The sequence below is a fragment of the Arachidicoccus terrestris genome (genome assembly GCF_020042345.1).
GTDB lineage: Bacteria > Bacteroidota > Bacteroidia > Chitinophagales > Chitinophagaceae > Arachidicoccus > Arachidicoccus terrestris.
In genome coordinates this window covers 2,814,236-2,836,203 of the sequence record NZ_CP083387.1, presented here as the reverse complement: position 1 = coordinate 2,836,203, position 21,968 = coordinate 2,814,236, and the positions used below count along the sequence as shown (strand labels likewise).

Annotated in this window: 17 protein-coding genes; 4 read left to right on the top strand and 13 right to left on the bottom strand. The window is 42.7% G+C overall.

The window, feature by feature from the left end; all coding sequences use genetic code 11:
- The first annotated feature begins 346 nt into the window (after window positions 1–346).
- From K9M52_RS11085 to K9M52_RS11070, 4 genes are read left to right on the top strand one after another with little or no spacing between them, the layout of a single operon-like run.
- Window positions 347–1,438, top strand: a complete 1,092-nt coding sequence (locus K9M52_RS11085) for a DUF58 domain-containing protein (RefSeq protein WP_224068493.1) — start codon at window positions 347–349, stop codon at window positions 1,436–1,438.
- Window positions 1,439–1,448: 10 nt separating this feature from the next.
- Complete coding sequence (locus K9M52_RS11080; RefSeq protein ID WP_224068492.1) at window positions 1,449–4,052, top strand: transglutaminase-like domain-containing protein; 2,604 nt, start codon at window positions 1,449–1,451, stop codon at window positions 4,050–4,052.
- Between the two features lie 6 nt (window positions 4,053–4,058).
- The gene (locus K9M52_RS11075; RefSeq protein WP_224068491.1) at window positions 4,059–5,072 is read left to right on the top strand and encodes an AAA family ATPase; all 1,014 of its coding nucleotides are present in this window, start codon (window positions 4,059–4,061) and stop codon (window positions 5,070–5,072) included.
- A 17-nt stretch (window positions 5,073–5,089) separates the two neighbouring features.
- A complete protein-coding gene (locus K9M52_RS11070) occupies window positions 5,090–7,090 on the top strand; it encodes a tetratricopeptide repeat protein (protein ID WP_224068490.1) in 2,001 nt (666 codons plus the stop codon).
- Between the two features lie 14 nt (window positions 7,091–7,104).
- Here K9M52_RS11070 and ribB read toward each other — a convergent pair whose 3' ends face one another.
- From ribB to K9M52_RS11005, 13 genes are all read right to left on the bottom strand, one after another.
- Window positions 7,105–8,268 (bottom strand): 3,4-dihydroxy-2-butanone-4-phosphate synthase, encoded by a 1,164-nt coding sequence (gene ribB, locus K9M52_RS11065; protein WP_224068489.1) that lies wholly within the window; start codon window positions 8,266–8,268, stop codon window positions 7,105–7,107.
- Window positions 8,269–8,447: 179 nt separating this feature from the next.
- Window positions 8,448–9,944, bottom strand: a complete 1,497-nt coding sequence (locus K9M52_RS11060; protein WP_224068488.1) for an FGGY family carbohydrate kinase — start codon at window positions 9,942–9,944, stop codon at window positions 8,448–8,450.
- Window positions 9,945–10,024: 80 nt separating this feature from the next.
- Window positions 10,025–10,999 carry an ABC transporter permease gene (locus K9M52_RS11055; RefSeq protein WP_224068487.1) on the bottom strand — a complete coding sequence of 325 codons (975 nt, stop codon included), beginning with the start codon at window positions 10,997–10,999 and terminating at the stop codon, window positions 10,025–10,027.
- A gap of 6 nt (window positions 11,000–11,005) precedes the next feature.
- Entirely contained in the window at window positions 11,006–12,520 is a 1,515-nt protein-coding gene (locus tag K9M52_RS11050; protein ID WP_224068486.1) for a sugar ABC transporter ATP-binding protein, read from the bottom strand.
- Complete coding sequence (locus tag K9M52_RS11045; protein WP_224068485.1) at window positions 12,520–13,146, bottom strand: DUF2291 domain-containing protein; 627 nt, start codon at window positions 13,144–13,146, stop codon at window positions 12,520–12,522. Before K9M52_RS11045 ends, K9M52_RS11050 begins: the two co-directional genes overlap by 1 nt.
- 11 nt (window positions 13,147–13,157) lie before the next feature.
- A complete protein-coding gene (locus K9M52_RS11040; protein ID WP_224068484.1) occupies window positions 13,158–14,108 on the bottom strand; it encodes a D-ribose ABC transporter substrate-binding protein in 951 nt (316 codons plus the stop codon).
- 115 nt (window positions 14,109–14,223) lie between these two features.
- Entirely contained in the window at window positions 14,224–15,210 is a 987-nt protein-coding gene (locus K9M52_RS11035; RefSeq protein WP_224068483.1) for a transketolase family protein, read from the bottom strand.
- A 41-nt stretch (window positions 15,211–15,251) separates the two neighbouring features.
- On the bottom strand, window positions 15,252–16,079 hold the full coding sequence (locus K9M52_RS11030) for a transketolase (protein WP_224068482.1): 828 nt from the start codon (window positions 16,077–16,079) through the stop codon (window positions 15,252–15,254).
- 105 nt (window positions 16,080–16,184) lie between these two features.
- Window positions 16,185–17,600, bottom strand: a complete 1,416-nt coding sequence (locus K9M52_RS11025) for an L-fucose/L-arabinose isomerase family protein (protein ID WP_224068481.1) — start codon at window positions 17,598–17,600, stop codon at window positions 16,185–16,187.
- Between the two features lie 127 nt (window positions 17,601–17,727).
- Window positions 17,728–18,492, bottom strand: a complete 765-nt coding sequence (locus tag K9M52_RS11020) for a DeoR/GlpR family DNA-binding transcription regulator (protein WP_224068480.1) — start codon at window positions 18,490–18,492, stop codon at window positions 17,728–17,730.
- Between the two features lie 297 nt (window positions 18,493–18,789).
- Window positions 18,790–19,359, bottom strand: coding sequence for an outer membrane beta-barrel protein (locus K9M52_RS11015; protein ID WP_224068479.1), 570 nt, complete (start codon window positions 19,357–19,359; stop codon window positions 18,790–18,792).
- Window positions 19,360–19,661: 302 nt separating this feature from the next.
- Window positions 19,662–20,228 (bottom strand): hypothetical protein, encoded by a 567-nt coding sequence (locus K9M52_RS11010; protein ID WP_224068478.1) that lies wholly within the window; start codon window positions 20,226–20,228, stop codon window positions 19,662–19,664.
- A 5-nt stretch (window positions 20,229–20,233) separates the two neighbouring features.
- Window positions 20,234–21,964, bottom strand: a complete 1,731-nt coding sequence (locus K9M52_RS11005) for a TonB-dependent receptor (protein ID WP_224068477.1) — start codon at window positions 21,962–21,964, stop codon at window positions 20,234–20,236.
- Window positions 21,965–21,968: the final 4 nt, after the last annotated feature.

The window sequence follows — 21,968 nt, the reverse complement described above, 5'->3', positions numbered from 1 at the left end:
AAACCCAGTAATTTTGCAAAATATAAAGGGCTTAATAGGTGATTGATTATTAATGAACTAACTTCACGGAAGATTTATGCAGCAAAAGGTCTCCATAAGAAAGACACTCAAGCAGCTTGGGTTTTATGCACCTATTACAGGTTATTTTTGCCTATTTTTAATAGGCTCTGCCCTCTGTTTTGCCTGGTTAAAGGCACAGCCGAAGATGCCGGATACCCCATTTCAGGACGTGTTTGTATTACTTTTAAAGATAACATTATATATAAGCATCACCTTTCTGTCTTTGTCTCTTTTAAGTGTTGTCCTATCCTGGATTTTCTTTTACATTAATAGAAAAAGAGGCCGCGTGCAATTTCATATAAAAACCAGACCGTTTGATACACCCTATCAGCCGATTGAATTAAAGCTCCATCCAATTTTGCGCCCTATACTTGGTTATATCAAACTTCGCTTTGTGTATGATAATGGCACCTTTTCTGATAAGATACAGTTAGTAGAGGATGAACACGCCAACTGGTTCAACCAACACCTGGAGGGTTTTTACGACTGGAAAATAGAAAATATCAGAGAATACAGGATATCCAGTGTAATTGTCTATTTCGAGGATTTTCTGCAATTCTTTTCGATGGCCATTAATCTTGCCAGCTCGGAGAGGTTCTATACGCCCCCGCAAAATGGAGCACAGTACAGTATCTCTGCAACACATCGTAATACAGAAACCAGGGTGCATCGTATTGAACGGATGCGGCGGGTCAAAGGAGATTTACTGAACTATAAAAAATTTGAAAATCAGGATGATATCCGGAGAATCGTATGGAAGATCTATGCCAGAAGCAGGCAGCTGATGATCCGCACACCCGAGATATTAGAACCCTATGCCTCCCATATGCACTTATATGTTTCCTTCTACTCAGCCTACCTGGCCGAGCATAATGAAATTACAGACGAACCTCTGCTAAATTTCTATAAGAACACCGTGTGGAACATTTATAAAACCATTAAGAAGGAGCATATAGAACTGAGATGGGTTTCCGACCAGCCGGAAAAAGCGGTCACATTTGATGGACACCCCATAAAAGAAGAAGAGATCAAGCACCTTATTGCATTGAGTACCTGGCAAGGCACGAAGGACATACTTAATTTTGTCAATACAAAGCACGCAGCCATTGTGGTCATTTCGTCGCTCACAGGTGTTGAACAGGTAGAACAGCTGGTGGAAGATTTTGGTAAGGAAATTACGTTTATTCTCGTTCCGCTATCCGCCTGCATCGGCAAACAGAAACTTTCAGGATGGCTTTCCTGGTTCTTCCTGCAGGCAGAAAAAGACAAACGGGCAAGATATCAGTCCAGGTGGGCGCTTTCCTCCCTTAGAAAACAACTTTTAAAGAATGAAAGAAAACTTGCAAAAGTAATTCATACAATACCTGAAACCAGATAAGCGGTTATTCATGCATATAGAAAGAGCACATAGTTGGAAAAAATTAGGCGTGCAGTGTCTTTTACTCGCACTGCCTACGGTTTTCTTTGCCTTTGTGGTCCTTATGAAACTCAATGCCAACTATGTGATCCTCCAAGACCAATGGATCTATCAAGGAATTTATTTTTCCGTAGGTATTATTTTATCCTTGGTTTTCTATAGCTGGAGATTTCGCTTTATCAGCACAGCCCTTGTTTTGGCACTGTTGTATTACATAGGCTACAAGATACTGAAGCAGGTAGCTGTCGGAGAATTTGATATGTTTTTCTTCTCTGTGCAATACCTGATCTTTATATTCATATTCTCCATAGGCTGGTTAGTAGGATTTGGATTTAGCAGATGGCGTTTTTTTACCGTCGTTTGGGTGCTTTTTTTGCTGGCGATTGAGATTATTATTGTCAGCAAGATTACCACTGTTACAGCTGGAGCTATCGCTCTTGGCTTTATCCCGGTACTTTTATACACTTTTTATATTATATACGCCTCAGAGTTAATCCGGAACCTGAATGAACATCAATCGTCATTCAGATGGTATCTGACCAAAAGGGTAAGTGGTTTTTTTGGCGTGGTCGTCTTGATTTTTGCGATCATTTTCTACCTATTCAGGAAGGACTTTACCACAATAGAAAATGCCTGGAAAAAAGTAGAATCTCATTACAACGATGAGCGTTCTAATAGCCAGCGGATGACCAAAGTAAACAGAGACGGAACACTTAGCAACACCGGCAAAATGTCGCTCAGCGGCTCGCTTAGCAAAACAAAACAACTGGTTTTTGTAGCGCATCTGAACAATTTCTTCGCAGATGGCAGTACACAAAATCCCCTGTACTTTACAGCCGACTATTATACTAAATTTGACAGTACAACTCAAACCTTCGCAACAGACACACTACGTCCCTATAATGACTTGTTTAGTCCAGACCCATCGCAAATATCCCTGTTTTTTACCAAAACAGATAGTAATGCGATCAAAAATTCACTGGCAACAATTAACAGAAAAGTTGTTGAAGCGGATGTCTATAAGGTAGCCCTGTCCCCCAGTGATTATCTGGCTCCCAGCACGGCCTTCTCTGTGCAGCCAATTCCGGTGCCCTACGAATACACCAGTCAATATACTGCTGCCTATCATGCCAAGATGTGGGTAAGCGATCTCAACAGTGCCTATTTTGTCTATAATCCTGCCGGCAACACTATACTGGAAGATTTTCAGCGAAGACGATATGATGTCTTAAGACAGGATTCCGGCTACAATGGCATTGACAGCGAATTTCTGGCCTATTATACGCGGATGCCTCATGGTAAGTCCTACCAACAGATCAGGGACCTGGCAGATACAATTAGCAGTGGGGACAGTACAACCATCGATAAAATTTTGGCTATCAGAGACTATTTCCTGAGCAAAGATGAGTTTGGACAGCCAATGTTTCAGTATACAGACAACCCTGGAGAACCTGGGCTTCCAGGGGCCAATAAACTAGATTATTTCCTGTTCACGAATCGAAAAGGATACTGTGCCTATTTTGCGGGTGCTACACTATTTATGTTGCGTGCCCTGCATATCCCATCCAGGATCGCAACAGGTTTTCTCACGGTTGACCGCAGTAGCAAAAACCCCGGGTGGTATTGGTTTTATGAAGATCAGGCACATGCATGGGTGCAGGTATTTTTTAAAGATTATGGATGGATAGACTTTGATACCACCATCCCCGACGTCAATACGCAACAGGCGCCTCAACCCGATGGCACACCGCCACTTGGCAGCCAGAAAGTTGCATTTGTAGGAGATGGGACTGTCTTAAAGGTAGATACCGTTAAAAAGCAGTTGTTATTATCCGTTAATAAGATTCTATATAAAGACAATCGCTTCCAGACCAACCAAAGTCCGGATATAAGACTTGACATCGCTTTCGCCAAAATATTTACCGATACGGGTTCGGTATCAATTACTACGTTAGAACAGGGCATGCATATAACTGCGGCCTCATATGACGAGAAGCTTTCAAAAATTCCTTTTGAAAAAGCAGCAGATACTGCGGTTAATATTCTTAGCAGGCTGCCTCAGCCAGTATCTATTGATGAAATCAAAATCATTAAAGAGGTAAAAGCATCCACACCAGACAAAAACACGGCAAGGTCCTATCTGCATGGCTTTAATTGGCTCAATATTCTAATTACCATTGCGGTAATTGCTATGGCATTCGTTATTCTGATCATATTATCTCCCTGGCTAATCTGGCGTTTTTTCCATTGGCGTGCAAGAAAAAATCTACATTATAAACAGCGGGCAGCGTTGTATTTATTAAATCAAATAGGATACCCCAGAGATTTTCATAGTCCGGAAGACTTTGCAACGATGATCGATAAGCAGTTTGGTACCAATCTGCTATTGTTCACGACTGTTTATCAAAAAGAAAAATACAGTCATATACCGCCTAGCCCAGTACAGATAGCACAGGCCGCGGCCACGTACAAACCATTTGTCAAAGCTGTTAAAACACATATCCCCTGGAAAAAACGTGTGGCCTTATTTTTAAACTTTTATCATACCCTACATTTTTTCATTAAAAATCATTAGGTGAACATGGAAAATGAAATACCCAATATAGAGCAAAGTACATCCCGGACAGCCCCGGCTGTACAGAATATTGAACGATTAACACAAAATATTGAACAGGTCATCAAAGGTAAGACAAAGCAAATCCGGCTAATTCTGACTGCGCTGATCGCGGGAGGCCATATCCTGATGGAAGACAATCCGGGAACAGGGAAAACCGTCATGGCTAAGACGCTTGCAAAAAGTATAACAGGAGCTGCAAATGGCCAGGCATTATTTAAAAGAATTCAGTTTACACCAGACCTACTACCAATGGACCTGATAGGTTCTTATGTTTTTGACGAAAGTAACCGCGATTTTATTTTCAAGAAAGGGCCCCTTTTCTGTAATGTCCTATTAGCAGATGAGATCAACCGTGCCTCTCCAAAAGTCCAGTCGGCCTTACTGGAATGTATGGCAGAAAAGCAGATTACTGTTGGAGAGACAACGTTTCCGCTTGAAAGCCTGTTTTTTACGATGGCTACCCAGAACCCTATTGAGATGGAGGGAACCTACCCATTGCCTGCAGCTCAATTGGACCGGTTCTATATAAAAATTCATTTTGGATACGTAGACGATGATACGGAATTAAAAATCTATGAAGAGTATCTGGCTATCCAGCACAATCAGGAGGCAGTGCAGCAAGTGCTCAGTATTCAGGAGATTCTTGAGTTGCAGATGGCGGCTGAAAAAGTATATATACATCCGGAACTACTGGCTGCGGTTCGGAACATCATTTCTGCTACCAGGAATAACGACGAAATTATTCTGGGCGCTTCTACCAGAAGCGGTATTTCCTTCATCAAATGCCTGAAGGCCTATGCGTTGATTAATGCCAGAGACTACGTCACCGAGAATGATCTGCAGATCTTAACCCACCCGGTTTTGGACCACAGAATTCTTTATAGGAACAGGGAGGCAAAAGCCAAGCTGTTATATCAGATTCTGGATACGGAAATGGATCGCCTTAGCAAACTCAATCTGACAAGAGACGACCAGTGATAAAAAAGCGGCTTCATATGACTATATTTGTCTGCACGCTGTTACTCAGTCTGCTGACAACTGGGCGGATTGCCGCCCAGATAAACCAGGCTGCACGCTATGAAATTGATGCCCAGCGGCTGGATGCCCAGCTGACAGACGACGATGCCCTGGTAAAGGGTAAGGCCTTTCAAAAACTGGACAGTACCTACTATGTAGGCTATTTATATGAAGGCTATTTCAAATACAATCACAGCGCTGATTATTTAGGATACAAGAACGCCATACCCACATTGGAGAAGGCCAGACAGCTGATAGAAAAACAATACAATCCGGAATTCAGAAAGCTATTCAGTAGCCTGGAATATCTAACCCGGTATTATGATAGGTTCCAGGATTATTATACTATCTGTAATGCATTAAAGGAATGCTATGATAATATTGAGATGCCGGATTCGGTTATGTCACTGTTAAATCACCTTGCGTCCTATAATTTTAAAAAGGATTTTTTTGGCATCTATTACCACCGCGCATGGACCTATCATCGAAACAGAATCTTTACCTCTGAAACGCATCCATTCCTGAAGAACTCCGTCCGTGCAAACGAGCAAATGGCCTTTAAGTATTGCTATGACGGACTGGCATTTATCCATCAAAACCAAAAGACTAATGATGAATGGTTTGGTCCGGATCAAAGTCTATCTGATGAGCTACAGATCTATCACTACCTGGCACTTCTCCACTGCTATAACAAAAATTATGACAGTTGTTTCCATTATTATGAAATCCTCGCAAAATATGGAATGATCTCCTGGAATAACTATGCGGGGTTCCAGGCTGAAGTGGGCAATTTTAAAAATGCGCAGCAATTCTTTCAAAGAGATCTTTCTATCAGCTATAGCGGAGAAAATGTTCTGAAAGAGCCCTACTACTATCTCCCTGAACTCTATGTATATGCTGGTCAGAGTAAAGAAGCGATAGCAATGTGTAATCAGATCATCCGGCAAAATGGATCGAGACCCGGTTTTGGATGGTATAATCTGGCGCTTTGCAGGTCTTACCTGTACGATGCGCAGCTCGACAGTGCCGCTTATGCCCTAAACAAAGCTGCGGAATTTAAAGAATTGCATATCGGCACTACACTTACACAAGAGCAATATGATTTTACCATCAACCTACTGCGTGTAAATCTCCTGGATCACCAAATTGAACAAGTGAAGTTTCTAAATAAAGGGTGGTGGTACTCTCCCATACAACTTTATCACCTGGGTCAGCTTAAAGCAAAAAAAATGATGGCCGCCTACAATGTCTGCATCAACCTTGCCTATAATCCGGATCGTTTCAGGATGGTTTATGATTTATTCTGCTCCGAGGCCACAACAACCTTTGATGAAGGGTGGTTTCTGATGAAAGACTTTAGTCCGAAATATTTCGCTGAAAAATATCATGACTACCAGAAAACAGATAAAAGAAAAAATATACAACGATATTTTAAATTGTTTGAGGCAAAATTTGATATTCATGGGGGGCAATATACCAAGGCCAGGAGCATTCTTGAAAGTCTGATTCAGTCTACCAAACTGGATACTGAGAATGAGAAACTCTTTCTGGGAAGATTATATGAAGCAATCGCCAAAGTATATGATAAAGCCGATAATAAAGGCAATCTGAACTTTTATAATAATATGTTGTTTGAAACGTACCCTCAGCTCATCCCCTTCAGCGGTCTGAAATTAAAAATGAATCTGAAGATATCGGGACAGACAGATCATATAGTAAGAGCCGTATTGGAGGACCTTAAAGATCTGAATATCCATTGGGTATATAATCAACCAGCTCCCACGGTTGAATTAAACTTTGAAAAAAAGGGCGACAGGTACCAGGCAACTCTCCAGGTCATAAGTATCAATAATAAAGTCATCGTAGACCACTCCGGTCTCATCTTTCAGACTGCTGAAGGTGTCGCGGGAGAATTGGGGCTCAGGATGTTTAATAAAGGAGGCAGCCTTGTCTACCATCCCAATCAATATAACGATTAAACAATGATGTAGGCCTACATGGCTGGCTTTTGTTCCTTAGAATAAAGACCAATCGGCATACATTCAATTAGCTCAACGCCAAAGCCACCTAGGCCGGAATGCTTGCTTGGATTACTGCCCATCAATCTAATCTTAGTAGCATTAAGGTGGCGCAAAATCTGGGCACCTACGCCATAATCTCTCTGTGTTATTGCAGTTGCCGATGAGTCAACATTTGAATGGGCTTCTGAAGCTATCTTATCTTTCCGTAATTTATAGGCTTTTAACTTATCCAGTAATCCACTACCCCGGTCTTCATTGTTCAAAAACACCACAACCCCCTTCCCTTCTTTCTCAATCATTTCCATAGCTGTACGTAATTTTGCTCCGCAATGGCACAACCGGCTTCCAAATATATCACCCATCAGACAACCCGAGTGAACCCTTGCAAGAACCGGTTCATCCTTCTTCCATTCGCCTTTACACAAAGCAAAATGTAATTCATCGGAATCCCTTTCCCTAAACACCACCATTGTAAAATTCCCATAATGGGAAGGAAACTCAGTCCGCATTTCTTCTTCTATCAATGATTCACTTCGCAGTCTGTACTCAATCAGATCCTTGATAGAAATAATCTTTAACCCCTGCTCTTGTGCCAGCACTTCGAGCTGCGGCAATCTGGCCATTGTCCCGTCTTCATTAATAATTTCAACCAGTACACCGGCAGGTTCCAAACCGGCCAGACGTGCCAGGTCTATAGCAGCTTCAGTATGACCGGACCGTCTCAAAACGCCGCCTTCACTGGCAATCAATGGAAAAATATGTCCTGGTCGGCCAAAATTACCTGGCTGCATAGTATCATCAAGCATTGCCAATATTGTTCTGGACCGGTCATGCGCACTTATTCCCGTACCACAGCCATGCCCCAATAAGTCGATGCTGACAGTAAATGAAGTCGCATGTAGCGCTGTATTCTTTGACACCATCAAGGGTAGGTCCAACCTTTCTGCTAACGTTGCAGAAATAGGAACGCATATCAGACCACGCCCAAGCTTACTCATAAAATTAATACCCTCAGGCGTAATTTTCGAAGCAGCAATTATAAAATCTCCTTCGTTCTCACGATCTTCATCGTCGACCACAATAACGGCCATTCCCTTTCGAATATCTTCAATAGCGCTTTCTATACTGTCCAGCATAATGTTAGTGAATTAAAATTTATATAGCCCAACTCCCTGATCACGCACAAAAGTAAAAACAAAGATAATTGAAATAGCCGACATCCCTAGACGCGATCAGTCGGATTGAACTGCCTTTTCTCTGTGATCACCTTAAGGGAGATTTTGCCGCGATAGGGCGGCTGCTCATCAGCTGTATCCTATATCTTTCCTTTAATAGCTTGTAGCCACTCCCGATAATTTTTCTGTTGCAACGAAGTATCCTCTCCAGCAGCAAATTCAATTTTTTCATTTCTTAACTTCCGCAAGTTATCAATTCCGTTTTTGAAAATCCCTTTCCCGATCCCTGCCATATAAGCGGCACCCAAAGCCGAGACATCAGGCATCGCACTTTTAAATACCGGCTTTCCTAACAAATCCGCGAGCAACTGCATTACAAATGTATTTGAGGTCAGCCCTCCATTTGTCATCAAAGCTTTGAGAGGGACAGATGTATCCTTTTCCATGGCAGCAATCACATCTTCGATTTGATAAGGGATGGATTCAAGGCCTGCCCGGACTATATGACTTATCTGCGATCCAAAACTCAGACCGGTAATAGAAGCCTTTCTATCCATCTGCCAATGCGGAGACCCCAAACCACTAAATGCCGGGATCAGATAAACGCCCCCATTGTCCGGCACAGCTCTCGCCAATGATTCTGTTTGGCTACTGTCATCAAATAGACGCAATTCATTTTTAAGCCATTCTATTGTGGCCCCACAGCTGACAATAACTCCTTCCAGTGCATAGCTAACCTGTTTTTCCGTGCTCCAATTAATAGTCGTAACCATTCCGTTAGCAGAATTTTGGGGCTTTTCTCCGATGTTCATCAAAATACTGCACCCAGTTCCCAATGTGGCCTTCGCTGTCCCTGCATCAAAGCAGCCTTCCCCAAAAGCAGCCGCATGAGAATCTCCAATCATCGCCGCAATTGTAACCGGTTGATCAAATAAGCCGTCAAAATCAGACACTCCGAAGTTGGCAGCGGAAGCCCTTACCTCGGGCAACTGAATACCGGTTAAACCCAGCCTTTCGATCAAGGCTTCATCCCAACTCAGGGAATGGATATTAAACAACAGGGTTCTTGATGCATTGGTATGATCGGTCAGATAACACCTGCCTTTTGTTAACTTAAAAAGAAGCCAGCTGTCAATAGTGCCAAAGTAAGCCGCCTTATTTTGAATGGCAGTCCTTATTTTTTCGTTATTCTGATACAACCATATTAATTTGGTAGCTGAGAAGTATGGATCAATTACCAATCCAGTTTTCTGCTGAACATCGTAGGACAATCCTTTTTGGCTGAGATCTTCACAGATTCTGACCGAACGCTTGCAATTCCAAACGATAGCGGGATGTAAGGGATTACCGTCGCTGTCCCACACAACAAAAGTCTCCCGTTGATTCGAAATACCTACAGCGGTTATATCGCTTCTAAAATAACCCTTTCCTTCAAACTCCTCTAAACATCTTCTGACAGCCGTTAAAACATTCTGGTATATATCTTCCGGATCCTGCTCAACAAAACCATTCTCGTAGTAAATCGTATTCAACGGCTCTACCCCCTTAGCAATAGCCTGACCGTGTACATCGAAAATAAGCGATTTGGTGGAACTGGTTCCCTGATCAATAGACAGAATATATTTACTTTCACGCATGATTATCCTATAAAATTAAATACACAATTCAGAACATATTACAACAATAGCCGGGCAATATGCCCGCTCTAATGACCTCTCTAATCATCTTTATGGCCCAACTTGTCCACCACCACAGCCAACAAAATAACGGACCCTTTGACAACCTGCTGCCAGAAAGGAGACACGTTCAACAACACCAGGCCGTTATTCAAAACGCCTATAATCAAGGCACCAATAACTGTTCCCCAAATCGTTCCCCTGCCGCCATTTAGGGAAGTTCCTCCAATTACTACCGCAGCAATGGCATCCAACTCGTAACTAATACCGGCATTAGGTTGCGCCGAGTCTAATCTTGAGGTTACAATAAGACCGGCGATCGCAGCACAGGCCCCGGCGATCGCATAAGAGATCATAATCACCCGGGTAATGTTGATTCCTGAAAACTTCGCCGCCGTTTTATTACCTCCAATGGCGTACACATAGCGACCGAATTTGGTTTTCTTCATCAGAAAAATAGACAACGAGACAACTGCTCCGGCGATCCAGACGGGCACAGGTAATCCTAATAGAGATCCTGTCCCTATAAAGTCAAAACGGGTACCCAGATTGCTGATAGGCTGCCCGTGTGTGTACAACATCGTTAGCCCTCTTGCAATTGTAAGCATTGCTAATGTAGCGACAAAAGGCGGCACCTTGAACCTGGTAATAAAGAAGCCATTAAACAACCCAATTGCATATCCTATGATAATTCCAGCCAAGAGAACACCTAATACTGTAAAACCAATATATGTATTCGCCCAGGGAAGTGTAATACCATTTTTTAACAACCCTGCGGCAATAGCACCACATAGCGCCAGAATAGAACCAACTGACAGATCAATACCCGCCGTCAAGACAACGATTGTCATCCCTGTAGCAATACAGATATTTACAGCTGTCTGTCTTAATATATTCAGACTGTTTTCCGTCGTTAAAAATCTATCCGTCAGAAGGCTTAGTACAACGCACAATAACAATAACCCAATAAGGGATTGGAAGCGCTTCAAATAATTTACCTGATTTGTTTTTGTCATATTATCTTATTGAGATTCTGTATGATAAATGGCATATCTTAACATATTAGATTCAGTTGCCTCCGCAACCGGCATTTCCGCAGAGAGCCTGCCTTCGCACATCACCAATACCCGGTTAGCGACCGCCAGTATTTCAGGAATCTCCGAGGATACTACGATTACACCTACCCCGCCCGCAGCCAACTCTCTGATAAGCTTATAAATTTCAGACTTTGCACCGACATCGATGCCTCTTGTCGGCTCATCCAGTAACAGCACCTTTGGATTTTTTGCCAGCCATTTCGCCAAAACAATTTTTTGCTGGTTGCCGCCGCTCAGGTTCCTGGCCAGCGTCTCTCCAGTATGCGTTTTTATCGATAGACGGTGGATATAATATCTGCAGACAGCATTATCTTTAGTTCTATTAAGCAAAAAACCAAAGCGCTGTAATTTCTGCAGTATCGTAATACTAATATTGGGTCTCACGCCCAGGCCGAGAAACAGGCCTTGTAATTTCCGGTCCTCGGGGATTAACATTATTCCTGCGTTGATGGCATCAGCCGGAGATTTAAACTTTAGGGAACCGGATTCCATTCGGATCTCTCCCGTGCTGCTCTTTGGGTGCAAACCGAAAATAGTTTCCATCAGCTCTGTACGGCCAGCGCCCATTAAGCCGTAGATGCCGACAATCTCTCCTTTATACAAACCAAAATCAATGTTATCCACCAGTTTATTGCCGGTATTATCCTGGCTGCTCAACGAAATCCCTTTTAACTCCAACAGAAGCTGGTCCTGCCGGAAATTGCTTACATTCTTTTCAATCCGGATCTTACGGCCCGACATCTTCTCTACCAGCTCATCCTGAGTAATATTTTTGATTTCCCCGCTTCCAACTGTAGTCCCATCCCGAAGCACTGTATAGTTATCGGCTATCTGAAAGAGTTCCCTTAACTTGTGAGAGATATAAGCCACGGTTTTCCCATCCCTCCTTAACTCATTTATGATAACAAACAAATTCTCAACCTCCTTATCAGTAATAGCTGAAGTCGGTTCATCCATTATGATTACCTCCGCATTAGAATGAAGAGCTTTGGCAATTTCAATGAGCTGTTGCTGCCCCACTTTCAGGTTATGGATAAGTGCATCAGGGCGTACATCTAATTTAACCCGTCGGAGTAGCTTTTGCGTTTCCTGTTGCATTTTGGCTTTATCCAGTAAACCGAAACGATCCAGCAATTCACGGCCCAAAAAAATATTCTGTGTAATCGTTAAATAAGGTACCAGATTGAGTTCCTGGTGAATAATCGCAATGCCTGTGTCTTCGGCCTCTTTAGTAGAGTTAAACTGAACCTTTTGACTGTTGAAAATAATATCGCCTTCATATTGCGTGTAGACTCCGGAGAGGATCTTCATTAACGTAGACTTTCCGGCACCATTTTCCCCAATAATAGCAGTAACCTTACCGCTTTGCAATTCAAGATTAACATTATCCAGCGCGGTAACGCCGGAAAATCGCTTCGTAATGTTCTTAGCAATCAGCATTATTCTACTATTTTGATACGTACAGGAACAATCTCCAATCCGTCAAAGTGAACATGAGCTTTATTTATCTGAATGGCACCCACAAAAGCAATGTGCATACCTGGCTTTAGCCTGGTTCTAAAAGAGGGCACCACCTCTTTACGGACGATTTTATTTAGTTGCTCTGAAATACTGTTCAGATCTTCAGTATTAGGGAAATCCTTTAAATTAAAGATACCCAGTGCATCTCGTAGAGTATTGCCATAGACAAATTCCGTAACAAGAACTGCCTTAAACGGCTCTTTGTCCTTTACCAGTAAGCGAACATCATCTTCATTCACCGACGCTACTGTTGCCAGTCCTTTTACCAGTGCATAACGGTAGTTACCAATATCCAGCGCATGCGTGTATTTATCAAACACCTGCTTATTATTCGCTTCAATAAATGTCTTCAAAGAATCAATAACTACAGCACTGTCCAATTTAGCGGCCACCTTATTTTGCCAGATTTTCCTGGCCAGGGCAGCGGCATCAATCCTGGTACCGCCTTTCGTCCCTCTGTCATTTAGCTTTTCTAAATAGATAGAATTGTAACCCAGGAATATAATCAGAACAGCGATCAAGCCATTTTTAATCCATTTATTCATGAGGAGCGTTTTTATTTTTTACCATAACCCGCGTAATCACTTACGTTCTCTTTAGTCACTAATTCAACAGCCACAGGGACCTTCTTAGGAAAGCCATCTTTCTTCCCTTTTAAGTATTCATCTGCAAAACTGGCCGCTGTCTCTGCAATAATCTGCGGGAACTGCATTCCTGTGGCATAAATTTTTCCGTCTCTGATGGCCGCAATCACATCATCGGATCCGTCAAAACCAAATACTTTAACCTTGTCAGCCATTCCAGCAGACACCAGAGCCTGATAAGCACCCATTGCCATAGCATCATTACCACAAAACACCCCATCGATATCCGGGTGTGCCTGCAAAACCGACTCCAGGACTTTCATTGCCTGGTTCCTGTCAAAATCCGCACTCTGCTGAGCCACCATCTTTAGTTCTGGATAATGATCCACTACACTATGAAATCCATTTGATCTGGCCCAAGTGTTATTGTCTCCGACCAGTCCCAGCAGTTCAACATAGTTGCCTTTCTTATGCAGCTCCTGGACAAAACGCTTACCAAGCGCTACTGCCCCTGAATAACTATCAGATAAAATCTGAGAAGTAGGGGCATTGGCCGAATTCACCTCCCTATCCATGCAGAAAACAGGAATTCCGGCGGCCACGGCTTTTTTTACGTTCACCACAGATCCGTCTGCGTCCGTTGGATTAAATAAAATAGCGCTAAAATGCTGGACGATGATATTATCAAAGTGGTCGCTCTCCAACGCCGTATTATTCTGCGAATCGAACAACTTCGCTTCATATCCCAATTCCCGGGCTTTTTTTGCTGCCTGCTGACCAAGAAACACAAACCAGGGATTGTTCATCGTAGAAACGACAATCGCTATCTTTTTTTCTTTCCCGGCATCCTCCTTCCTGCCACACTGTACAAATGCAACACAGACAGTCAAAATGAGAATGGTTTGTCTAATACGTCTAAGCATGTTGAGTGAATTTAATAACGTTTAGGATCAAATACTTCGTTAGCAGATAACTATAAATCAAAGCCATTCTATCACCTCCTCGAACTCACTTTCGCACTATTATAGCTTTTACATCCTATTTGTCGGCTTTATCCATCGACACATTCTGTAACAAATTTTTGACGGCATCAGAAATGCCTGTTTTATTGATTCCATAGTGGTTAAAGATCTCCGTCTGGGAACCTGTTACTGTGTATTCGTCAGGAATTCCCATAATCTTAACAGGCCTGAAAATACTATGCTGCATCAGATAGGCAGCACAGGCTTCCCCAAGTCCACCATTAACACTATGCTCTTCAACCGTCACAACCACTTTGCATTTCTCAGCAGCCTTTTTCAATAAACCCGTATCTAAAGGCTTAATTGTATGCATACTGATGACCATGGTAGCAATACCTTCTGTCTCCAGAACACTCGCTGCCTCTAGCGCCGGATACACCGTTTCACCGCAGGCGATTATCACAGCGTCATCTCCTTTTGTAATCACCCGGCCCTTTCCCAACTTAAATACCTCATCCTTTTCATCATCTTTTAAAAAGGGCATCGCTTTTTTACCGAACCGCAAATACACAGGTTCTGGCCAGTCAGCAGCCTGCTGTATTGCTTGTTCAGTTTCATAGTTATCCGCGGGGGCAACCACAATTATATTATGAATGGCTCTTAAAACAGCGTAATCATGCAAACTATGATGCGTCGTTCCCAATGCCCCATAACTTACACCCGCGCTGATACCAACTACATTTACAGGGTTATTGCTATAAGCCACGTCATTTTTAATTTGCTCCAAAGCGCGTGCAGAAAGGAAACATGCTGGCGAAGTGGCAAATACTTTTTTGCCACAAGACGCCAGACCAGCTGCAACACCCACCAAATTCTGTTCAGCAATTCCCACCTCAATGATCTGCTCCGGATATTTTTCACCAAAAGGTACCAATTTTCCAGAGCCGCGGCTGTCACTGGTCACCGCAATAATTCCGCTATCTTTTTCCGCCAGCCGTTGCAAGGTTTCTGAATACACTTCCAGATTCGCTTTATACGGTCTTTTCTCTATATTTTCTGCCATGAGTTTGATAGATTTACAATAATTTAAGCTGTCTCATTTATTTATAGCAGTAATGCGGCTGCGTTTTCTAATTCCTGATTCGCTTTGTCAAATTCCTCTAAAGTCGGTACTTTATGGTGCCACTTTAACTGGTTTTCCATAAAACTCACACCTTTCCCTTTGGTTGTATGGGCAATAATAACACTCGGTTTCCCTTTCTCAAACGGGGCAGCCAACAAGGCTTCCTTAAGTGCATCTACATCATTGCCATCTACTTCCCGTACTGCCCAGCCAAAGGCTTCCCATTTCTTATCCAGAGGATCTGTACTACACACATCTTTAGTAGCTGCCGTTATTTGTAACCCATTTTTATCTACTATAGCACATAGATTATCCAGTTCATATTGAGCGGCACTCAAGGCCGCCTCCCAATTACTTCCTTCCGGCATTTCACCATCGCCAAGTAGTGTATATACCTTATACGCTTTGTGATCAAGTTTTGCTGCAATTGCCATACCCGATGCGATAGGCAATCCATGCCCCAGGGCACCTGTATTCTGTTCAACGCCGTTAACTTTTCGGGTCGGGTGCCCGATATAATGTGACTGATATCTGCACAAAGTATTGAGATCTTCCTCAGGAAAGAAGCCTTTATCCGCCAATACGACAAACAATGCCTCTACACAGTGTCCTTTACTTTGTATGTACCGGTCCCGATCCGGAGATGTGAAATTCTCCGGAGATACATGCATTACTTCATTATATAAGACATTCAAAACATCTACACACGAAAGACTCCCTCCGGTATGTCCGGCTTTTGCCTTCACTATATACTGGAGTATCTTTCTACGATACTCAATAGATTTTATTTTGAGCTCTTTACTTGTCATTTTCACAATTTAACTGTGCTAAAAATAAAGAGATAAATCTCTTATTCTTAAATTACAGATATCCAATACTCCTATTCACCTTAATGAAATGGAAATATTGATATTCTAATTATGTACATAGGTTTCCCACCCTAAATAGTTTTCCATCGCTTCTTTTAGAATGCCTGCGGTTTTACTTGCATTCATGACAACATGATGTTCAAAGCCGTTGCGGCACACATACTTCATTAGCCCCTGAAGATCATCAATCTGCGCAACGGCCCTATTGCCAAATGTATTCAGCGCATCATTGGTCAGCTCGCCTTCGCCTATGTACGCTCGGATTTTACCATTAAAATCATCCGTACTGATACGCCCATAGGTCAATGGCATGGCGGGCGTCCGGCCATCGAGTGCACCATAGGTATTCTCCGTACCTACTGTTGTGCCAAGAATCGGTGCAGTACTCATGGAAATGTCTGGCAAAAAGGACTTAGCCCAATTACCACAATGAAACAGTACACATTTAGAATCATCGTCGGCGTAATTGTTGTTCCAATCTACCAGGGCACTCGGAGAGCTGCTGGCCAACTGCATCGCATACATAGTTAATGTGCCGGTCACGTCTACCTCACAACCACTCGGAAGCATGTTCTCGCTCATCATACTCATATTCGTACAAATGTTGCAGCCAAAGTTCTGTTGCAGGGAAGTCCAACACTGTATCGCCGTACAGTCTAATGCGTTTGCCTGCATGAATTCTTCCAATACAACATCAAGTTTCGCAATCTGTACCAGTTTGTCATTTGGCGTTTTTCCAGTCGGCGTGTACGCGTGAATTTTATCCAGTTTATCTTTAACTGACTTGTCGTTTGCCGTTAGCTTATCTGCATTTCCTAATATTTCTGATAAATCAACCGTTGTAACTGAAATACCATTACGTTGCAGGAGCTTTTCACTATAACGAACGGTATTGAACGCAGTCGGTCTGGCTCCAATTGCCCCAATACGCACTTTCTTAAGCCCTTTTACAACCCTGCAGACTGCCACAAAATCGGACAAATCCTTTTGAAAGACCTCATCGTCAAGCCTGGTAACGTGTTTTGTCGTCAGAGAATATTTAATGCCAAACTGATGCAGATTGTTGCAAACGGAAATCTTACCGCACCATGCGTCACGGCGATTTACGACGTCCAGCTTTTCCAGATCATCTGGATAAGCCTGTATTAATACCGGCACATCCAGACCGGCCAGTTTTAATGTTTCAGCAATGCCTTTCTCATCTCCAAAATTGGGTAATACGACCAACACTCCGTCTATTACATCCGCGTGTTTTCTAAATAAGGCTGCACACGCCTGCGCCTCTGCGAAAGTTTCCACACCGCCTAACTTGGAATCTGCTTCTCCCAACATAATGGGCGTAATGTTTAATTGATTCAAAAAAACCAGCAGTTCCTTTCTTGCTTCTGCGACCAATTTATCTGGGAAGAAGTCCCGGTTGCCTATGATTACACCTAACGTGGGGTTCTTGTTTAGTGACATTTTTTATCTTATTTTTCTTTTTTTACTTTTTTTTGTTTTTTGTCATTTGGATGGTACCGCATCCTCATATTCCTTTCTAAGGAAAATAAACTTCCGTTGCAGGCCGGCAGCGGTTCCCGACCGGCCGCTATTCAGCTATAATCAGCTCAATATCGTTTTCTTCAAACACCTGTTTATGTTTTTCCTCTATACCGCTATCCGTCAGAATATAATCAATGAGCGACAAAGCGCCCAGGCTCGCAAAATCACTCTTACCGATCTTCGTAGAATCTGCAATCAGATAAGTAATGTCTGCAGCGTCAATCATGGCTTTTTTCACGACCAGATCACTGATACTTGGATAAGTCAAACCAGCTTTAAGTGAGATGCCGGAAGTCGCCAGAAAAAGTTTCCTGACATTGAGTCCTTTGAAAAAATCAGCGGCTTTCTGACCCGTTAATGAAAGTGTTGGCGCTTTAAATTCCCCGCCTGTAACAATCAGTTCAATTCCGGGATTGGCGCCTAGCATCATCGCAATATTCAAGGCATTTGTGATAACGGTAATATCTTTATGACCCAGCAATAACCTGGCAATTTCTGTAGATGTTGACCCCGAGTCTAAAATAATACGATCTCCGCTTTTAATGAATTCCACCGCCTTTTTTGCAATGGCCTGTTTCTTTTCAAGATTACCTCGATGGCTTAACGAGAAAGACTGCACCTGATCTTCGATATTTTTGATAAATGCTCCTCCATGCTCCTTTGTAACCAATCCATCGTTTGCCAGCTTTTCCAGATCCTGGCGAATGGTCACTTCCGTTACTTTGAAGATCTTAGCCAGGTCTACAACTTTGGCAGCTCCATCTTCTTTGATGAGTTCAAATATCTTTTCTCTTCGTCTGTTAGCAAGCATAGATTTCCTTTAACATAACTCAATTATTGAATATAATTAGCGCATTTGCGGTGTTTTGAGCCGAATTCATCATTTAGACTAACTAAGAATACCGCTAAATTAAATAGAATAAGCAAAAATAAGCAAATAATCGAAAATAAAAGAAAATTATTAACAATGTCTTAATGATTCAATTTAATCTTGCCCCCATCAGGCAGCAGACACAAAAGTGGGGCTAGGTATCTAACCAATAAAGCACAAAGCCGCTCCTGATTAGAAGCGGCCTGGATATTAATATACTTTCTGCTGTTTACATGATTATCTGCCAAATGGCAGCGAATAGGCAAGTCTCAATGCCAGAAATCCCATTGTTCCGTCTTTAGACATTGCTTCATATCGAAGGCCTATGTCGAAATTACGACCTGCCATCGCACCGACACCAATAGCGTATGTAAAGGCAGTAGTTGAGCCGGAATAAGATCCTGAATCAACCGTACTGGCAACTTTCACATTCAGGGAACTAAGTCCGAACTGAGGTTCTACGTAAAAGCGGCTCATGCTAAAGCGTACACCCGCTTTAATGGGTATCTGGCTCGTATTAATTTTACCACCACCTAAATCTTTGCCGGGAAAATATACATATCCGGTCTGAAAGGTCGCCGCGATCGTCTCATTAAAATTATAAGCGTACTTGATCGTAGCGCCGATACCAAAATCTGAGACCTTGGTACTACTAGTGCTTCCGTCATAAAGGTCCCAGCCGTTCATGGGTAATGCACCTTCTATGCCCACACTGAATTCTGATCCGATTGGACGCTCATATGATTGAGCGCTTGAAGCTGTTGATAAAAGAATGCCCACTCCCAAAAGCAACATTAGTTTTCTCATAGTAAAGTTTTTGAATTTAAGGTTGCAGCAAAGTTAATTGGAATTTATCACATTACACGCAGATATCTTATAAATGCCTGAAATTAATATAGGTAATGCAAGTTCATTAATTTTAGATGGCAACGTCTTCGGCGGATCATCGGCCGGCAATCCGTTTTTACCGGCCAGTAAACACAATAAGAGTTTTGCCGACTGAGTCTTTTATCAGGCATATCCGGCAGCTTCTTATTTGGATCTTTCACAAATACCCTATTTCTATCAACCTGCCCCAAATTACCTGGAAATGTATCTTTGCTGATCTCTTATCTCAACTGGCCGCCGTATACGTAGTATAACATTGCCACGATAGCCACCAGTATCAGGACCAAGGCATAGATCCACCAATAGTCGTTGCCTTTTTTGCCTGACAAGATCTCTTTCATTTCGTCACTGGTGTGGATCTGCTCTCCTACCTTGACCTCATGAACATCACCTTCGTGAATAACAGCACCGGCGCTCACTGGCGGCAAATATACATCGGAAAGATCTTCCCCAACCAGCTTATAAATATTGTTTTCAATCTGAAGTGTACCAACGCCGGAAAGTAAAGCCTGTTTACTCTTATCCAATTGCGTTTTAATCTGATCAAATAATGCCGTCACCCTATTTTTATCAACGCCTTTCAGCTGCGCAAACTCTTCAAATTTATCCTGCAGCGCGGAATCCGCCTTTGGTGAAAAACGCAACACCTCTTTAACCGGCCGGATAACCTGACTGGTATATTCATGAAAAGCAGGCTCCTGTTCCAATACAACTGTACCAATCTTGCCAAGAGGCAGCCTACGGTACTTGATCAGGAATAGCTGGAATAAGGAAGAATCTCTCTGCATAGTGATTATTTTTTCAGCTGGCCAAAGTTAAAGATAATGCCCCCCATTATATTTGCGCCAATGGTCTGGTAGTTATAAAACCGCTGATATTTATTATTCAACACATTATTGACCTGCAACCAGAGACCGACATTCTTTATAATATCCACTTCCGCTCCTACATTCCAGTCAGCTGCACCACTGAGGTTCTTTGCCCCATCCGTTGGGTCATTATAATATCCGCCAGTCCAGAGATCTAAGTCGCTTTTCAAGAGAACCGCCGGCAATATTCTCCAACGTAACGACCCATTCATTTGAATGGGAGATAGTCCCCAGGCATGTTCAGCATTCTCAATCTTGCTGTAGTTATTAAGTGTGATTCCTGCCAGTAACGAGAAGCTCTGTTTTGCGTTAAAGCCCAGTTCTCCATGAAATCTTAAATTGTTGATATCATCACTGAGCACATCAAACAAGTTGTCATCTGCCCGATTCATAAATAACGGTGCATCCTTTTGAGTAAGATATGCTACCGTCGCATTAAAGGTCAGGTGGTCTCCCGCGGTTCCCTTAAACCCTCCATAAATTTCTGAGGTTCGGGTATAATTAAAATCCATCGGGATAGCGATCCAGGGATTAAATGTGGTAAGAGAGCGATACGTATTTTTGTTATAATAGCCTTTCCAGCCGGCCATCGCTATAAAACGCTCATCCCTCATTTTTGCTTCTAATGACAAATTGGGCATTAGGTTAAACTCTCCGTTATAAAAGGACGGGATGACCCCCAGATTCATTTTGAAATCCGGACGGTTAATCTCAATGGAGGGACGAATCGTGACCAGATTATTATCAATGGCCAGGCCGTCCTTTTTAAAGCTGCTGACATCCACACCTGCACCCAGTTTAGCAACAAATGTCTCGTTCAATCTTTTACTAAATGGTGCATCCAATGACAAAGTCGACTCTTTTCCGCTGTGATTATCGCCGAAGGCATCAATCGCAATCGTAGGATGATAATCAATACCGGTAGCATTCTGGAACTTATTAGAAAAACCCAGTTTAACACCTATGTCATGGTAAGTTCTTCGCAGGCTGTCCTTATTATAAGCCTGATCGGGCATCAGCCCGCCATAAGCAAATTGTTTATTATTATCATAATATACCCTTGCCTCCAGTTCATTTTTGTCACTGACCGCAAATACGCCGCTGGCTTCGATATCAGTCTTTCCAAACTCCTGCAACGGCAAACTACCTTTAGAAGAGGTGTGCTTAGCATGGATGGTGACTGCGGAATGATAACCATCTCCCAATGAAAAGCCTCCTTCCAGATACGGCGTAGCGTAGTTGCCATAGCCCAGCTTTACGAAATGAGAGTTTCTCCATACAGAACCGGTATCAATATTGACGGCCAGCGGCCGCAAAAAAGCCGGGTTATACGTAAAGGTCAGATTCTGAGCCGGGACATTATAATTCAAAGGCGTCTTCTCCGGCGTTGGAAGTGCCGTTGTGGAACTAAAGTTAATCTTAGAGGCCGGCTTCAATGAAGGGGTAAAGTCGGAGGTAACCGTAAAACTCTTCCCTCCTTCCAGTGGAACAGTATCCTTTGCCGGTGCCTGTGTTTTCTTGGCGGTAGCCTTTTTATGGCTCCGCTGAGCGTTGGCACTACCCGCAAATCCAAGGTTCAGGCCTAACAGAACTGTAGCGATCAATAGAGGGCTTTTATTTCTCATTTTAGTATATCGGATTATGCTATCTTTCATGTGT

Excerpts from the sequence above, each read along its gene's own strand:
- ribB (WP_224068489.1), bottom strand. The coding sequence starts at position 8,268 with ATGCTGGACAGTATAGAAAGCGCTATTGAAGATATTCGAAAGGGAATG.
- K9M52_RS11040 (WP_224068484.1), bottom strand. The coding sequence starts at position 14,108 with ATGCTTAGACGTATTAGACAAACCATTCTCATTTTGACTGTCTGTGTT.
- K9M52_RS11070 (WP_224068490.1), top strand. The coding sequence starts at position 5,090 with ATGACTATATTTGTCTGCACGCTGTTACTCAGTCTGCTGACAACTGGG.
- K9M52_RS11050 (WP_224068486.1), bottom strand. The coding sequence starts at position 12,520 with ATGCTGATTGCTAAGAACATTACGAAGCGATTTTCCGGCGTTACCGCG.
- K9M52_RS11080 (WP_224068492.1), top strand. The coding sequence starts at position 1,449 with ATGCATATAGAAAGAGCACATAGTTGGAAAAAATTAGGCGTGCAGTGT.
- K9M52_RS11060 (WP_224068488.1), bottom strand. The coding sequence starts at position 9,944 with ATGCGTGAAAGTAAATATATTCTGTCTATTGATCAGGGAACCAGTTCC.
- K9M52_RS11015 (WP_224068479.1), bottom strand. The coding sequence starts at position 19,359 with ATGAGAAAACTAATGTTGCTTTTGGGAGTGGGCATTCTTTTATCAACA.
- K9M52_RS11055 (WP_224068487.1), bottom strand. The coding sequence starts at position 10,999 with ATGACAAAAACAAATCAGGTAAATTATTTGAAGCGCTTCCAATCCCTT.
- K9M52_RS11030 (WP_224068482.1), bottom strand. The coding sequence starts at position 16,079 with ATGACAAGTAAAGAGCTCAAAATAAAATCTATTGAGTATCGTAGAAAG.
- K9M52_RS11075 (WP_224068491.1), top strand. The coding sequence starts at position 4,059 with ATGGAAAATGAAATACCCAATATAGAGCAAAGTACATCCCGGACAGCC.
- K9M52_RS11025 (WP_224068481.1), bottom strand. The coding sequence starts at position 17,600 with ATGTCACTAAACAAGAACCCCACGTTAGGTGTAATCATAGGCAACCGG.
- K9M52_RS11045 (WP_224068485.1), bottom strand. The coding sequence starts at position 13,146 with ATGAATAAATGGATTAAAAATGGCTTGATCGCTGTTCTGATTATATTC.
- K9M52_RS11010 (WP_224068478.1), bottom strand. The coding sequence starts at position 20,228 with ATGCAGAGAGATTCTTCCTTATTCCAGCTATTCCTGATCAAGTACCGT.
- K9M52_RS11020 (WP_224068480.1), bottom strand. The coding sequence starts at position 18,492 with ATGCTTGCTAACAGACGAAGAGAAAAGATATTTGAACTCATCAAAGAA.
- K9M52_RS11035 (WP_224068483.1), bottom strand. The coding sequence starts at position 15,210 with ATGGCAGAAAATATAGAGAAAAGACCGTATAAAGCGAATCTGGAAGTG.
- K9M52_RS11005 (WP_224068477.1), bottom strand. The coding sequence starts at position 21,964 with ATGAAAGATAGCATAATCCGATATACTAAAATGAGAAATAAAAGCCCT.